Source organism: Mycobacterium lehmannii, from assembly GCF_001499925.1.
Taxonomy (GTDB): domain Bacteria; phylum Actinomycetota; class Actinomycetes; order Mycobacteriales; family Mycobacteriaceae; genus Mycobacterium; species Mycobacterium lehmannii.
On the sequence record NZ_LQIR01000001.1, the window covers coordinates 159,778 to 174,556 of the forward strand.

At 67.0% G+C, this 14,779-nt stretch carries 13 protein-coding genes; 6 read left to right on the forward strand and 7 right to left on the reverse strand.

The features are described 5' to 3' along the window. Position 1 precedes the first annotated feature (1 nt). From AU192_RS00780 to AU192_RS00795, 4 genes are read right to left on the reverse strand one after another with little or no spacing between them, the layout of a single operon-like run. Positions 2–655 (reverse strand): alpha/beta hydrolase family protein, encoded by a 654-nt coding sequence (locus AU192_RS00780; RefSeq protein WP_064394159.1) that lies wholly within the window; start codon positions 653–655, stop codon positions 2–4. A 36-nt stretch (positions 656–691) separates the two neighbouring features. Further along, the gene (locus tag AU192_RS00785; RefSeq protein WP_064393804.1) at positions 692–1,468 is read right to left on the reverse strand and encodes a glutamine amidotransferase; all 777 of its coding nucleotides are present in this window, start codon (positions 1,466–1,468) and stop codon (positions 692–694) included. Between the two features lie 27 nt (positions 1,469–1,495). Then, a complete protein-coding gene (gene katG, locus AU192_RS00790) occupies positions 1,496–3,739 on the reverse strand; it encodes a catalase/peroxidase HPI (protein ID WP_064393805.1) in 2,244 nt (747 codons plus the stop codon). Positions 3,740–3,772: 33 nt separating this feature from the next. After that, positions 3,773–4,228: a Fur family transcriptional regulator gene (locus AU192_RS00795; RefSeq protein ID WP_064393806.1), complete on the reverse strand. Its 456-nt coding sequence runs from the start codon at positions 4,226–4,228 to the stop codon at positions 3,773–3,775. Positions 4,229–4,522: 294 nt separating this feature from the next. Between AU192_RS00795 and AU192_RS00800 the strand changes: the two genes are divergently transcribed. From AU192_RS00800 to AU192_RS00820, 5 genes are all read left to right on the forward strand, one after another. Beyond that, the gene (locus AU192_RS00800) at positions 4,523–5,740 is read left to right on the forward strand and encodes an acyltransferase family protein (protein WP_064393807.1); all 1,218 of its coding nucleotides are present in this window, start codon (positions 4,523–4,525) and stop codon (positions 5,738–5,740) included. A 44-nt stretch (positions 5,741–5,784) separates the two neighbouring features. After that, positions 5,785–6,477, forward strand: coding sequence for an Rv0518 family GDSL lipase (locus AU192_RS00805; protein WP_064394160.1), 693 nt, complete (start codon positions 5,785–5,787; stop codon positions 6,475–6,477). A gap of 63 nt (positions 6,478–6,540) precedes the next feature. Further along, positions 6,541–7,848 carry a sensor histidine kinase gene (locus tag AU192_RS00810; protein WP_082694195.1) on the forward strand — a complete coding sequence of 436 codons (1,308 nt, stop codon included), beginning with the start codon at positions 6,541–6,543 and terminating at the stop codon, positions 7,846–7,848. A gap of 18 nt (positions 7,849–7,866) precedes the next feature. Further along, the gene (locus AU192_RS00815; protein WP_064393808.1) at positions 7,867–8,298 is read left to right on the forward strand and encodes a type II toxin-antitoxin system Rv0910 family toxin; all 432 of its coding nucleotides are present in this window, start codon (positions 7,867–7,869) and stop codon (positions 8,296–8,298) included. 87 nt (positions 8,299–8,385) lie between these two features. Further along, a complete protein-coding gene (locus tag AU192_RS00820; protein ID WP_064394162.1) occupies positions 8,386–9,729 on the forward strand; it encodes an aldehyde dehydrogenase family protein in 1,344 nt (447 codons plus the stop codon). Between the two features lie 286 nt (positions 9,730–10,015). Here AU192_RS00820 and aceA read toward each other — a convergent pair whose 3' ends face one another. Beyond that, positions 10,016–12,316 carry an isocitrate lyase ICL2 gene (aceA, locus tag AU192_RS00825; RefSeq protein WP_064393809.1) on the reverse strand — a complete coding sequence of 767 codons (2,301 nt, stop codon included), beginning with the start codon at positions 12,314–12,316 and terminating at the stop codon, positions 10,016–10,018. A gap of 55 nt (positions 12,317–12,371) precedes the next feature. After that, a complete protein-coding gene (gene lhgO, locus AU192_RS00830; protein ID WP_064393810.1) occupies positions 12,372–13,580 on the reverse strand; it encodes an L-2-hydroxyglutarate oxidase in 1,209 nt (402 codons plus the stop codon). A 160-nt stretch (positions 13,581–13,740) separates the two neighbouring features. Here lhgO and ripD point away from each other — a divergent pair, with 160 nt between their 5' ends. Then, complete coding sequence (gene ripD, locus AU192_RS00835) at positions 13,741–14,283, forward strand: NlpC/P60 family peptidoglycan-binding protein RipD (protein WP_064393811.1); 543 nt, start codon at positions 13,741–13,743, stop codon at positions 14,281–14,283. Between the two features lie 17 nt (positions 14,284–14,300). On the opposite strand, the gene AU192_RS00840 is transcribed toward ripD, so the two are convergent. Continuing rightward, positions 14,301–14,747 carry an MOSC domain-containing protein gene (locus tag AU192_RS00840; protein ID WP_064393812.1) on the reverse strand — a complete coding sequence of 149 codons (447 nt, stop codon included), beginning with the start codon at positions 14,745–14,747 and terminating at the stop codon, positions 14,301–14,303. Between the last annotated feature and the right edge of the window lie 32 nt (positions 14,748–14,779).

Genomic DNA, 14,779 nt, shown 5'->3' on the forward strand with positions numbered 1-14,779 from the left:
ATCAGAACGTGGCAGCGATTCGCGCCGCCACATCCGTCGCCACCGATAGCGACGCCGGATCCGAGGCTTCCGAGTAGCGGTCGGCGACAGGGTCGTAGGTCGCGCCGGCGATGGACCCGTGATCGGCCTCCAGCACGACGCACGAGACGGGCCAGCCGTTGCGCTCGAGCGTCTCGCCGAATCTCTGGCTCGCCTCGACGGGGACGACATCGTCGCGCGCGCCGTGCAACAGCGTGAACGGAACAGGGTCGCCATCCAGCTCGCCGGGCAACGGCGATCCGCTGATGGGATCGGCGACCATGAATGCCCCTGCGAGGCAGACGGTGTGGGCGACATCGAACTCACGGGCGTGGACCGTGAGACCGGCCGCGGCCAGGCCACCCATCGACCAGCCGACGACAACGAGCGGCCGATCGCCGGCGTGCTCACGCGAAAACGCCGCCGATGCCAACAGGTCGCTGCGCCCACGATCGTCGGCGTGTGAGTCCCAGTCGGCCAGCACGACCGCGAGCTCGTGCGCATGCACCCGTTCGGCCAGCGGCCGCATCGCAGTGCGCGAATCGGTCTGGGCACCGTGCCACATCAGGACTGTCGGTTGCGCCGGATCGCCGTAGACATCTGCGGACCGGCCGGGGGAGTACTCGACGGTGTGCATCACCCTGGAGTGCCCCGGCAGCAGGAAGACCAACCGTCAGCGCGCATACCGGTCCACGAACCGGCGCAGAATGGTCTGCGGATACCGCACTTTCCATTGCCGCGCTTCGAGTTTCAACTGCTCCGCTGACTCCGGTGCGAAGTAACCATGGTTCTTGTAGGCATCAAGGCGGATGTCGAGGCCGTCCAGGTCGAGCTCGGGATGGAATTGTGTGGCGTAGACGTTCTGTCTGACCCGAAACGCCTGAACCGGGCATTGCGGTGAGGTCGCCAGGCACAGTGCCTCGGGTGGCAGCACCGCCGCGGCTTCCTTGTGTCCGCCGTAGGCATCGAAGACATCGGGCAGCTCGGTGAAGAGTGGATCGTCGCGTCCCGCGTCGGTGACCGTGATCTTCATGCCGCCGACGGGTTCCGGGTACGTACGGTCGATGACCGCCCCGACAACGGTGCCCAATGTGCCCACGCCGTAACAGCAGCCGAGAAACGGGAAGTCGCGGTCCACGATGCGCCCGATGAGTTCCAGCAGCTCCGATTCGACCCGCTGCTGAGTGGCCGACTTCGCATCGACGGGATCGCTGACGTTATAGGGCCCGCCGCCGAGGATGATTCCGGACCAGTCGTCGAGGTCGATGTCTCCCAACGGTTCATCGGTCAACCGGATGCGCCGCATGCCGGTGGTGTCAAGACCGGCGAACCGCATCATCGCCCGGTATTCGTCCTCGGCGGCTTCGTCCTCACCGCGGATGGAGAGCAACAGGAAGGGCGCCGGACGCGCGACACCCCGCGAGCCCGATGAGCCCGCGGGGTGCCGCATGTCGTTATCGACGATCAGACCCGGATGTCAATCCAAGTCGAAGCGATCGTTGTTCATGACCTTCACCCAGGCAGCGACGAAGTCCTCGACGAACTTGTCCTTGCTGTCTTCCTGGGCGTAGACCTCGGCGATGCCGCGCAGTACCGAGTTCGAGCCGAACACCAGGTCATTGACGGTGGCCGTCCATTTGAGCTGTCCCGTCGCGCGGTCCACACCCTCGTAGACGTTCTCCGCCGCACCCGACTTCCACTCGGTGCTCATGTCGAGCAGGTTCGTGAAGAAGTCGTTGCTCAGCACACCCGGCTTGTCGGTGAACACGCCGTGCTTGCTGCCGCCGTGGTTGACGTTCAGCACCCGCAGACCACCGATCAGCACCGCGAATTCAGGGGCGGTCAGGTCGAGCATGTAGGCCCGCTCGACCAGCAGCTGCTCCAGCGGAGCCTTCTCACCCGCCCGCGCGAAGTTACGGAAGCCGTCCGCCCGTGGTTCGAGCACCGCGAAGGACTCCACGTCGGTGTCCTCCTGCGTGGCGTCGGTGCGCCCCGGCGCGAAGTGCACGTTGATCTCGAAACCGCCGTCACGCGCAGCCTTCTCGACCGCAGCCGAGCCGCCCAGCACGATGATGTCGGCCAGCGAGATCTTCTTGCCGCCGGCCGCCGAGCTGTTGAACTCCTGCTGGATGCGCTCGAGCACCGGAAGTACCTGAGCCAACTCGGCGGGCTCGTTCGCCTCCCAGTCCTTCTGCGGCTCAAGGCGAATCCGCGCGCCGTTGGCGCCGCCGCGCTTGTCGGTGCCGCGGAAGCTCGACGCCGACGACCATGCGGTCTTGATCAGCTGTTGCACGGTCAGGCCCGAGTCGAGCAGCTTGCTCTTGAGCTGGGCGATGTCCTGTTCGTCGACCAGCTCGTGGTCCACCGCGGGCACCGGGTCCTGCCAGATCTCCTGCTCGGGAATCGAAGGCCCGAGGTAACGGCTGACGGGGCCCATGTCGCGGTGCATCAACTTGAACCATGCCTTGGCGAAGGCCTCGTCCATCTCCTCGGGATGCTCCAGCCAACGGCGGGTGATCGCGCCGTAGATCGGATCTTCCCGCATCGAGATGTCGGTGACGAGCATCGTCGGCTTACGCGGCGGGCCCCCGAACGGATCGGGAATGATCGCCTCGGCGTCTTTGGCCTCGAATTGCCAAGCGCCGCCTGGGCTCTTGGTCAGCTCCCACTCGTAGCCGTAGAGGGTCTGCAGGAAGCTGTTGTCCCACTGCGTCGGAGTCGGGGTCCACACGACCTCGAGACCACTGGTGATGGTGTCAGGTCCCTTACCCGAGGCGAACGCGCACTTCCAGCCAAGGCCCTGCTGTTCGATCGGCGCAGCCTCCGGCTCCGGCCCGACCAGATCGCCGTCGCCGGCACCGTGCGTCTTGCCCAGGGTGTGGCCGCCGACGATCAGCGCCGCAGTCTCCTCGTCGTTCATCGCCATCCGGCCGAACGTCTCGCGGATGTCGTGCGCCGCCGCCAGCGGGTCGGGCTTGCCCTCCGGGCCTTCCGGGTTGACGTAGATCAGGCCCATCGTGGTCGCGCCGAACGGCTCGGCCAGCTTGCGCTCGGTCTCGTTGGTCCCGCCGTAGCGCTGGTCGGTGCCCAGCCAGGTGTCCTCCTGGCCCCACAGCATCTCCTCGGGCTCCCAGATGTCCTCGCGCCCGAACGCGAAGCCCTTCGTCTTGAATCCCGCGACCTCGAGTGAGGCGTTGCCGGCGTAGGCGATCAGGTCGGCCCAGGAGATCTTGTTGCCGTACTTCTGCTTGATCGGCCACAGCAGCCGGCGGGCCTTGTCCAGCTGCGCGTTGTCGGGCCAGCTGTTGAGCGGCGCGAAACGCTGGGAACCCTGGCCGGCGCCACCGCGGCCGTCGAAGATCCGGTAGGTGCCTGCGGCGTGCCAGCTCATGCGGACGAACAGGCCGGCATAGCTGCCGTAGTCGGCGGGCCACCAGTCCTGCGAGGTGGTGATCAGCTTGTGGACGTCGGCCTTGAACGCCTCGAGGTCGAGTTTCTTGAATTCCTCGGCGTAGTTGAAGTCCTGGCCGAGCGGATTGCCCTTCTCGTTCTGCTTGTGCAGCACCGAAACGTCGACCTGGTTGGGCCACCAGTCCCGGTTCGTCAGAGGAGCGTGCGACTTCGGCTTCGGCGAATCGATAGCCGGGTTTTCGCTCTCGCTGTGGCTGGCTGTCTTGGAATCATCATGAGGCGGGCGAGCGTCGGACGTATCAGATGACACAGCGTTCCTTCCGGTGGGTTATTTGGGCTGTGATCACGGTTGTGATCGGGAAACCTGCGATACCAAGCACTCTGGGCACAAGCCCCAATAGATGACCTCGGCCTCGTCGAGTACGAATCCGTCCAACGCACCCATCGGGTCCGACGGCGTCAGGCAGGGTGCATCGCCGACGGCGCAGTCGATATCGGCGATGACGCCACACGACCGGCATACGACGTGATGGTGGTTGTCGCCGACACGGGACTCGTAGCGGGCCACTGACCCGGAAGGCTGGATCTTGCGCACCAGCCCCGCGGTGGTAAGCGCGGCGAGCACGTCGTAGACGGCCTGCCGCGAGACGTCGGGTAGGGCGCGACGCACTGCGCTGAAGATGGACTCCGTATCGGCGTGGGGGTTGCCGTAGACCGCCTCCAGCACCGCAAGCCGCGGGCGGGTCACGCGAAGATCGGCGGCGCGTAGCCGATCCGCGTAGTCAGGCGTAGGGGACACGCTGCCAATATGCTCTGTTTTCTGGAATCAGTCAAGAGTGTGTTCAGGGTGGCTCATCGGCGTGTCGTACAAGTTTTCGGCGATGTTGCTGTCGTCGCCGAAGCGCCTTGTTACCAACGGTTTCGAACGTCGCACGCCGCCCTGCGCGCACTTTTCGGGCCTGAACCGTGGCGAGCCCCGCTGCTACCCTTCGGTGGCTGCCGGGGTCTGTGGTCAGGGGAGCGGACCAACCCGGTGTGGTTATCAGGCAGGACCCCGAACGAAAACGCTACGGAATTCCGCGAAGAGAGTGTTGTGCGCACCGGAGAAATCAAGGCCCTTTCCGGCCTGCGCATCGTCGCCGCCGTATGGGTGGTGCTCTTTCACTTCCGGCCCCTGCTAGAGCAGTCCGTGCCGGGGTTCCGATCGGCGTTCGCGCCGCTGCTCAACTGCGGTGCCCAAGGTGTCGACCTGTTCTTCATGCTCAGCGGGTTCGTGCTGGCATGGAATTATCTCGACCGCATGGGACCGTCGTTCGAGTGGCGAGCCACGCTGCGCTTCCTGTGGCTTCGGCTGGCCCGCGTGTGGCCGGTCTACCTGGTGACGATGCATCTGGCGGCCCTGTGGATCATCTTCACCCTGCAGGTCGGCAGGGTGCCGTCACCGGCAGCCGAGACATTGACGGCGACGAACTATCTGCGCCAGGCGCTGATGGTCCAACTGTGGTTCGTGCCCTATTTCGACGGCTCCAGTTGGGACGGGCCGGCGTGGTCGATCAGCGCGGAGTGGCTGGCCTATCTGCTGTTCGGCGGTCTGATCCTGGTGATCTTCCGCATCGCGCGGTCGACTAGGGCGAGGGGCCTGATCGCGCTGGCCTTCGTCGCCGTGATGCCGCCGATCCTGCTTCTGCTGGCGTCGGGGCAGTTCTACACCCCGTGGAGTTGGCTGCCTCGGATCGTCATGCAGTTCACCGCCGGGGCCCTGATCGCAGCGGCGGTGCGCAAGCTCGACCCAAGCGATCAGGCTCGGCGCGCCGCCGGGTACGCCGCACTTCTGCTCGGCGCCGCGATCGTCGCGATCCTCTACCGACTCGACGCGCACCCGCTGCCCAAGATCGTCGACGGTGCCGGCCTGGTCGACGTGCTGTTCGTGCCGCTGCTGTTCACCCTGGCCATCGGCGCCGGATCGCTGCCCTGGCTTCTTTCGCTGGGGCCGGTCGTGTACCTCGGGCATGTGTCGTTCTGCCTCTACATGGTTCACGAGTTGGTGCACACCACCTGGGGTTGGATGGTGCAGCAATTCGGGCTAACGCTGTCGTCGGACTTCACGGGCAAGCTCATAATGGTTGCCTTGCTTGGCACCGCGCTGATCGGCGCGGTCATGCTGTACCACTTTGTCGAGGAGCCCGCCCGGAAATGGATGCGCAGCATGCTGAACGGCCCCACCGCGTCGATCCCGGATGCGACAGGCAGGTTGCACACCGTGTCGCGCCCGCGCGAAAGGTCCGAGGTGATGACGGCCCGCGCCGGGTGACGACGCTTCTCGCGCCCGTGTTCTCACGGTCGTACGCCGGCGCGGTGAGCAGCGCACTGACCGTCGCGGTGGCGATCGCCATTCTCGTGGTCACCGGTTGTCAGCATCCGAAGCCGATGGAGCACAAGGAAATCGACGTGCTCAGCTTCGCGCTCAACCGCATCGCGGTGATCGGCGACTCGTACACGACCGGCGGCCCGGAAGGCGGGCTCGGCGAGAAATCCTGGACCACCCAGGCCTGGCAGATCCTGGCCGAGCAGGGATTGTCGACCACAGCGGTCGTCGGCGCCGAAGGGGGAGCCGGCTACGGCACCCGTGGCAACCGGGGCAGCCTCTTCGAGGATCTGACCGCCGCGACGGTCAAGCCCGACGACACGCTGGTGGTGTTCTTCGGTTCGCGCAACGATCAGAACGTCGACCCGACACAGTTGTCGGTGCTGGTCTACGGCACGTTTCTGTTGGCCCGACGGATCGCGCCGTCCGCGCTCTTCCTCGTGATCGGGCCGCCGTGGCCGACGGCCGACGTTCCCGCCGCGGTCATGCGCATCCGTGACACCCTCAAATATCAGGCCGAACTGGCGGGCGCGACGTTCGTCGACCCGATCGCCGCCCGGTGGTTCGTGGACCGGCCCGAGCTCATCGGCCCCGACGGCGTGCACCCCACCGACGCGGGTCATACCTACATGGCGGAAAAGATTGCGCCATTGATCGGCGCGCAACTGCCGCGACGGGTCTGATCCGTCCTATCGTTGCTGATCGTGCGACTCGGTGGACGCCTGTACCAGCTGCTGACCCGCGTGATGTCGCTGCGCATCATCGTGATCGTCGCGGCGCTGTCGGTGGTCGCGTTGGTGATCACGCTGGGCGCATGGGTGTGGTTCGGCGTCACCAACGACCAGTACAGCCAGCTGGACCGTCGCCTCGACTCAGTGAGCAGCCTCGGCGACATCAGCGAACTGCTGCGCACCGCGCAACAGGCCGACGTCAACCCGCCCATCCCCGACGGCGGCCTGGTCCGCACGGCCCGCGTCGACGAGATCACGGTCTCCATACCGGAGAACATCGTGTTGCCGCGGTTCGACGTCGGTTACGCCGACACCACCATCGACGGTGTCGAATACCGCGTCCGGACGTTCACCGCCGGCGACGCGTTGATCGCGATCGGCGCGCCGCTGGCCGAGACGCAACGCCGCATCGACGAACTGCATCGACGGGTGCTGCTGATCTGCGGCGGCGTGATCGTCGGCACCGTGCTGGTCGGCTGGGTCATGTGGTCGATCATGATCAACCCGTTCCGCTTGCTGGCCCAGCAGGCGCGCGCGATCAACGCCCAGTCCAAACCGGAAGAGGTTCAGGTGCGCGGCGTGCAGGAGGCCGTCGAGATCGCTGAAGCCGTCGAGGGGATGCTCGCCCGGATCGGCGATGAACAGCAGCGCACGCGAGCGGCACTGGAGTCAGCGAGGGATTTCGCCGCGGTGGCCTCGCACGAACTCCGCACACCCCTGACCGCGATGCGCACCAACCTCGAGGTGCTCTCCACGCTTCAGATGCGTGACGAGCAGCGCCAGGAGGTGATCGCCGACGTCATGCGCACCCAGAGCCGGATCGAGGCGACGCTGACCGCGTTGGAGCGACTCGCGCAGGGCGAACTCACCACCGTTGACGACTTCGTCCCCGTCGACATCACCGAACTGCTGGACCGGGCCGCACACGACGCGATGCGCAACTATCCCGGGCTGAAGGTGTCGCTGTCGTCGTCGACGACGGTGCTCATGGTCGGCCTGCCTGCCGGGCTGCGGCTCGTCGTCGACAACGCGATCACCAATGCGATCAAGCACGGCGACGCCACCGAAATCCAGCTCGGCGCAGTCGCTTCCGGTGAAGGCGTGCAGATCACCGTCGACGACAACGGTTCGGGGATACCTGAGGAGGAGCGCGCCGCGGTGTTCGAGCGGTTCTCCCGCGGTTCGACGGCGGCGCGATCCGGGTCGGGGCTGGGGCTGGCGCTGGTCGCCCAGCAGGCCGAGCTGCACGGGGGCACCGCCGCGATGGAGGCCAGCCCACTCGGCGGGGCCCGGTTGGTGTTACGCCTGCCCGCGCCGAGCTGACCTGACTACGATCCGAAGATGGCCAAACTCGAGTTGTCGCGTCAGCTCACGTTGACTCCGCAGGAGGCGTGGGAGCACGTATCGGATCTCAACTCGTTGGGGGACTGGATGGTCATGTACGAAGGCTGGCGCAGCGAACTGCCCGACGAGCTGACGGTCGGCACCACGATTGTCGGCGTCGCGGGGGCCAAGGGGTTGCGCAACCGCGTCACGTGGACCATCAAGCAATTCGACCCGCCCAAGCTGATCGAGGTCACCGGAAAAGGTGTCGGCGGCACCAGGTACGGGCTCACGATGACGGTCGCCGAGGTCGAAGCCGGTTCGGCGTTCACTCTCACAATGAATCTCGGGGGAGCGCCGCTGTTCGGGCCAATCGGCGCGACGGCGGTACGCGCGGTGAAGGGCGACATCGAACGTTCGATCCGCAAGTTCGAAGAGCTCTACGGCTGACCACGCCGGGCCGCCAAGACGCGGCGCGCGGCGCGGTTGATCACGATCGCAGCGGGTACCACCCTCCGCGTGCCGCAGACCATGGAAATGACCGTTCTGGACCCCCGCACTGGCGACGAAGTCAGCAGGATTCCGATCACCGATGCCTGCAGCTGCGCCCAAGCCGTGAGACGAGCCCGCGCAGCCGCGCCGGGGTGGGCGCGCACCCCCGCCGCCGAACGCGCGGCCGCGCTGACCAAGGCGGCCGCAGCGGTTCGCGCCGCGGCCGACGAGCTGGCCGAGCTCAACGAACGTGAGACCGGCAAGACCCGCGACGACGCGTTGGGCGGAGTCGACGCGGGCGCGGGCACGCTGGTGCAGTACGCCGAACTCGGCCCGCTGCATCGCGGCCGCAGCCTGCACGGCTCCTGGTCCGCAACCGATCTGATGCTCCCCGAGCCGCGCGGCGTCGTTGCGGTACTCACCCCGTGGAACGATCCGGTCGCTGTCGCGGCCGGCCTGCTGGGCGCGGCGCTGGTGACGGGAAATACGGTGGTGCACAAGCCAAGTGAGCGGTGTCCGGCCACCGGTCGGCGATTCGCCGAATTGTTGGCCGAGCGACTTCCCGACGGTGTGCTGGAGATCCTCGACGGTGACGGATCGGTCGGCGCCCAGCTTGCCTCGGTGGCCGACGTCGACGTAGTGGCGCACGTGGGCAGCACCGCGACCGGCACGGCGATCGCTCGAGTGTGCGCGGAACGCGGGGCCAAGACGGTGCTGGAGAACGGCGGCAACGACGCGTTGGTCGTCGATGCGGGCGTGGACCCGCGGTGGGCGGCCGAGCAGGCCGCGCTCGGCGCGTTCGCCAACGCGGGGCAGATCTGCGTTTCGTTGGAGCGGGTCTTCGTGGTCGAGTCGCTGGCCGAGGCCTTTCTCGACGAATTGGCAACGCAAGCGGACGTTTGGGCCGACCGGATCGGGCCGTTGGTCGACAGGCGTCAGCGCGACGTGGTGCAAGACCAGGTCGACGACGCGGTTGCCAACGGTGCGCGGGTCCTGGCGGGCGGCGCACCGCAGCCGGGGCCCGGTTCGTTCTACCCGCCGACGGTGCTCGCCGACTGCACGGCGAAGATGTTGGTGTTCTGTGAGGAGACCTTCGGTCCGGTGGCCCCGGTGCGAGTGGTTCCGGACTTCGACACCGCGTTGCGTGAAGCGGCCGACGACCGCTACGGCCTGGCCGCGACCGTGCTGACCGCCGACATGGGGCACGCTCAAGAGGCGTGGCGAGCTCTACCGGTGGGCACCGTGAAGATCAACGATGTGTTCGGCGGAGCGCCCGGCGGGGCGTCGCAACCGCGCCGCGCAAGCGGTAACGGCTTCGGCTTCGGCCCAGAACTGCTCGACGAGATGACCGCGATGAAAGTCGTGCACTGGTCGCCGCCGGGCGGCTGAGGCACTCTCGCGCGTTCCAACGCACAGCGAAATTTTCGCTCCCAGCGTCGAGCGGTCAGCACCACCTTCGATGCCCACCTCACAGCGAAAAATTCGCTCCCAGCGACTTTTTCGCTGATAGGTGGGCGCTGCGCCCACCAAGTCCGCGAGAGGGCACGGGTCCGCCGCAGGCCCGCACGAGAGGGCACGGGTCCGCCGCAGGCCCGCGCGAGACGGCACGGGTCCGCCGCAGGCCCGCGCAAGAGGCACGGGTCCGCCGCAGGCCCACGCGGGAAGTCAGCGCGCCCTAATCCTCCTTGCGGATCAACCGGCCCAGCGCCTCGCGATCGGGGGCCAGCAACTCCTCGATCCTCGCCTGGTTGATGTCAGCCACGATGATCTCGCCGACCTCCTGGTACACGTCGGTGAAGATGCCGTGCGACTTCATCTTCTCGGTTTGATAGATGTTGTCCTCGGTCGGCGTGACGTAGTACATGATCTCGGGCTTGAACCGGTGGATCAGCCACAGGTGCACGACGCTCATCAACCGCTTCTGGCGCAGCTTCTCGGCGAACGTGTTCTGGTCACGCACCGTCAGGATGCTGCGGCCGTGGCGGTCCTTGATCGGGTCGACGATCACGTTGGCGAGTTTCTCGTCCTCACCGTCACGCTCGCCGAAGATGCCCAGTTCCAGCACGTCTGACCCGGGCCGGGTCGGGCGCAGCTGCACCCGCAGCCGCTCGTCCAGTTTGTAGTGCTCACCCCACATCGCCAGCCACTCTTCGAGAAGCTTCTTGGGCACCTCGGTCTGCACCAGATGCTGATGCTGGGTCGAACCCTTGCCCATCGCCTTGGTGGTCGCCAGGCGGCCCGACGACGCCGCCAGCGCGGCATCGCTGCGCGGCCCGCCGACGAGCGTCTGCGGTGTGCGGTAGGGCGATTCGACCAGGCGCATCTTGCGCTGCAACCGCGCCAGCGCCAGCATGCCGTCCTGGCGAAGCGCCGTGGCGAACTCCTCGGACGCGACACCGTCGACCTGATGACCGCCGTAGGTGATGAAGTTGAAGACGAAGCCCATCTTTCCGAGTTCCTCGGGGAAGGTCCGCATCTCGTCGTCGGTCATACCGGTCGTGTCCCAGTTGAACGAGGGGGACAGGTTGTAGGCCAACATCTTTTCCGGGAACTCGGCGTGAATCGCCTCGGCGAACTCGCGTGCGTCGGCGAGGTCGGCGGTCTTGGTCTCCATCCACAGGATGTCGGCGAACGGCGCGGCGGCAAGCGATTTCGTGATCGCGTAGGGGATTCCCCCGCGAACCTGGTAGTAGCCTTCCGGCGTCTTGGCCAGCTCGCAGTCCCAGCCGACCGCCGCTCCGATCTCTCTGGCCTTCTCGCGCGCGGTGTAGAGGGGCGCGCGCTCGGCGAACGCCCGCCACTCCGCGACGCTCATGTCGAGTTGCTCGCCCTCGCTCTCGCGGAACTCGAGCAGCTCGGCGACCGCCTCGCCGTAGGTCATCAAGCCGGCGTCGAGCTGCCAGGCGTCGACGGCCTTGGATTCGACCCGGTCGAAGATCGCGTCGATCTCGCCGTCGGGGCGGTCCCGGTACTCCGAGGCGGCCTCGGCGACCGCCTCGCCGATGCCGTGGTGGTCCAGCCAGGCGTTTGCAGTGGTGTACTCGCCTTCGGGCAGCGCGTAGAGCAGATGGCCGTTGAGTTCGGTGACGCCCGCCTCGTAGAAGCGCCGCATCATCGCCAGGTAACACGATTTGTACGACGGCACCTTGAGGTTCGTCACGCCGAGCAGGAACGGTTGGTCGCGCTCGTCGGCTCGGCTGTCGATCAGGTTGGCCGCCTCGGCGTCCGTGCGGGCCACGATGATGCCCGGCACCCGCATGATGTCGAGCTGGAAGCGGGCGGTGTTGAGCCGTTTGATCTGCTCGTCGGAGGGCACCAGCACCTTGCCGCCCTGATGGCCGCACTTCTTGGTGCCCGGCCGCTGGTCCTCGATGTGGTAGCCAGGGACCCCCGCCTCCACGAACCGGCGAATCAGGTTGCGCACGTGCGGATCTCCGCCGTGGCCGGTGTCGGCATCGGCGATGATGAACGGGCGGAAGTCGACGGGAGGGGGCGCTGCCGCAAGTTGTTCGCTGGTCATCTGCAGCCGCAGGTACTGCTGGTTGCGGTCGGCGGTGAGCAGCGCCCGGACCAGTCCCGCGGCCTCCTCGGGAACCTGGCTGAGGGGGTAGCTGGCCAGGTCGGGGCCGGGGTCTTCGGTGGTCGACCCCTTCGCCGACGTCGCCCAGCCGCCGAGGTAGATGCCCTCGATGCCCATCCGCTTCATCGTCACGGCTTGGCCCGGCGAGTACGGGCCGAACGTGGTGATGCTCTTCTTCTGTGCGAACAGTTCGCGCAGGCGCTCGTAGAAGGCCGTGGCGGCCTCGCGCGCCACGATGTAGTCGGAGGGGATCGTGCCGCGCTGCTCGGCGACCTGGCGGGCCGAGTAGAGGCGGATGATGCCGTCAAATCTCGGGCTGTCGAAGTACCGCTGCGTGGCAGCGACCTCCTGGTCGAACGGGGTCTGAGGCGCGGCGTCCGTTTCGATGATGGCCATGCCCCCACAGTACGACCCGGCCTTTGCCGGGGATGGCGTTATCAGCAGGGAGGCGTCACGTCGACGCCTCGAAGGTGTCCATGATGCGCTCGGCGATCGCCAGCGCGGAGGTCGCCGCCGGTGACGGCGCATTTCGGAGCACCACGACGCGGCCGCACACGCTGATCCGGAAGTCGTCGACCAGACCGCCGTCGGGGTCGAGGGCCTGGGCCCGCACGCCGGCGGTACCGGGCACCACGTCCTCGTCACGCAACGACGGGACGTAGGCCCTGGCGGCGGTGATGAATCGCCGCTTGGACAGCGAACCGGACACCTCGCGGACACCCGTGCGCCAATGCCGCCTGGCGAACCGCCAAAAAGCGGGCGTCGAGGCGATCGCGCCCAGATCGCGCAACGACACCGTGCCCCAGGTGTAACCCTCACGTGCCAGCGCGAGCACCGCGTTGGGTCCGATGAGCACCTGACCGTCCACGCGCGGGGTTAGGTGCACACCCAGAAACGGATAGCGCGGGTCGGGCACGGGATAGACCAGACCGTTGACGAGATCGCGCCGATGGGGTTTCAGCGCGTAGTACTCGCCCCGGAACGGCATGATCACTGGATTCGGGCCGTCCCCGGCCATTTCGGCGAGCCGGTCGCTCTGCAGGCCACCGCACACGACGGCCCGGTCGAACCGGGCCTGGTCGCCGATTCCCTCCGTACGGGTGCTGACCACCACGTCGGAGTCGCCCACCCGTAGGCCGGTCACTTCGTGTCCGAGAAGGACTTTCGCACCGGCCTTCGTGGCGTCGGCGGCAAGCTCCCTGGTCACCTCCGCGTAGTCGACGATCGAGGTCGACGGGGAGTGCAGCGCGGCGATGCCACGCACATTGGGTTCGAGCTCAAGCAGTTCCTCAGGTCCGATGATCCGCACCCCGGGGACACCGTTCGCCGACGCCCGCCGTTCGATGTCGGCGAGCCTGTCCTTCTCCTCGTCGGTGAGCGCGACCAGGACCTTGCCGCAAGCGATCCGGCGGATCCCGCGCTCGGCGCAAAACTCTTCGAGCAGGCTCACCCCGCGACGACAGAGCACGGCCTTCTGCGACCCGGGTTGGTAGTACAGACCCGCGTGCACCACCCCGCTGTTGCGGCCGGTCTGGTGCGAAGCGAGACGGTTTTCCTTCTCGAAGAGCATGACATCGGAATCGGGACGACGCCGCACGATCTCGCGGGCCACCGCAACGCCGAGGATGCCGCCGCCGACCACTGCGATCCGTTCGATCATCGCCGGACGCCGCAACAAAGGGAGGTAATCACTGTTCGGTTACGGTACTGCATCTCATTGACGCTGAGCCAGGCGCGAATTGGCGTCACGAGCAAACCACGCGTACAAGTGATTACAGCGCCATCGGTATGCGCGCAGACGAAGAAAGAGCAAACGAACCATGAGACGCATCTACGCCTTGGTGATCGGTGTCACCCTTTTGGTGGCCATCCCTGGGGTGGCGGTCGCCGCACCATCCTCCCGCTCCGCGGCGAACCAGCAGGCGGTTGACCTCGTCATCGCGCGCGGTCTCGCGCAGCGAGGCGTCCCCTTCTCCTACGGCGGGGGAGACGCCAACGGGCCGACGAAGGGCAGCGGCACGCCCGAGAACGTCGCCGGACTCGACCGCGAAGGCCACATCGTCGGCCTGGATCCCGCGCTCAGCACCGTCGGTTTCGACGCGTCGGGCCTGATGGTCTATTCGTTCGCCGGTATCGGGGTCAAGCTGCCGCGGTCCTCGGGCGCGCAGTACAACGTCGGGCAGAAGGTGTTGCCCTCCGAGGCGCTGCCCGGTGACATGATCTTCTACGGCCCCAACGGAAATCAGAGCGTCGCGCTGTTCCTGGGCAACGGGCAGATGCTGGAGGCCACCGACTCGGGCGTCGCCGTGTCACCGGTGCGGACCACCAACATGGCGCCCTACCTGGTTCGCATCATCAAGTGAACGTGAGCGGAGCGACGTCACTCGGACTCTGAGTCGGTCAGCACCTCGACCCGATCCCCGAGCCGGATCGTCCCCGAGGTCAGGAGGCGACAGGCCGAGCCGCCGCGCCTGCGCAGCGCTGCGGCGGCGCCGGCACCGATCCAGTCGTCGAGCAGGCGGCACGGGGCCGACACCCGCACGACCTCCACCAGCACATCGCCGATGAGCAGCCGCGTGCCCGGTCTGGTCGGGATCTCACCGGCGTCCACCGTCACGTTGCGTCGGGTCTGGGCCTGGTCGAACGCGTAACCCAGATCGACCGCCGCACGATCCAGCAGCTCCTGTGACTGGACGGTGACGTGACGATGCCGGGTGCCGTGGTAGCGGTCGCCGACCAGGCCGGTTCCCGCCTCGGCGACCACCTCACCGACGGAGCGCATCGGCAGCCGGCGACCCGGGGCGATGTTGAGCGCGGTGACGTGCACGGCCGAAGTGTATGTGCGCCGCGACGATCGCT

Coding starts and splice junctions, on each gene's coding strand:
- aceA (WP_064393809.1), bottom strand. CDS start 12,316: ATGGCCATCATCGAAACGGACGCCGCGCCTCAGACCCCGTTCGACCAG.
- AU192_RS00810 (WP_082694195.1), top strand. CDS start 6,541: ATGTCGCTGCGCATCATCGTGATCGTCGCGGCGCTGTCGGTGGTCGCG.
- AU192_RS00780 (WP_064394159.1), bottom strand. CDS start 655: ATGCACACCGTCGAGTACTCCCCCGGCCGGTCCGCAGATGTCTACGGC.
- AU192_RS00820 (WP_064394162.1), top strand. CDS start 8,386: ATGACCGTTCTGGACCCCCGCACTGGCGACGAAGTCAGCAGGATTCCG.
- ripD (WP_064393811.1), top strand. CDS start 13,741: ATGAGACGCATCTACGCCTTGGTGATCGGTGTCACCCTTTTGGTGGCC.
- AU192_RS00785 (WP_064393804.1), bottom strand. CDS start 1,468: ATGCGGCACCCCGCGGGCTCATCGGGCTCGCGGGGTGTCGCGCGTCCG.
- lhgO (WP_064393810.1), bottom strand. CDS start 13,580: ATGATCGAACGGATCGCAGTGGTCGGCGGCGGCATCCTCGGCGTTGCG.
- AU192_RS00815 (WP_064393808.1), top strand. CDS start 7,867: ATGGCCAAACTCGAGTTGTCGCGTCAGCTCACGTTGACTCCGCAGGAG.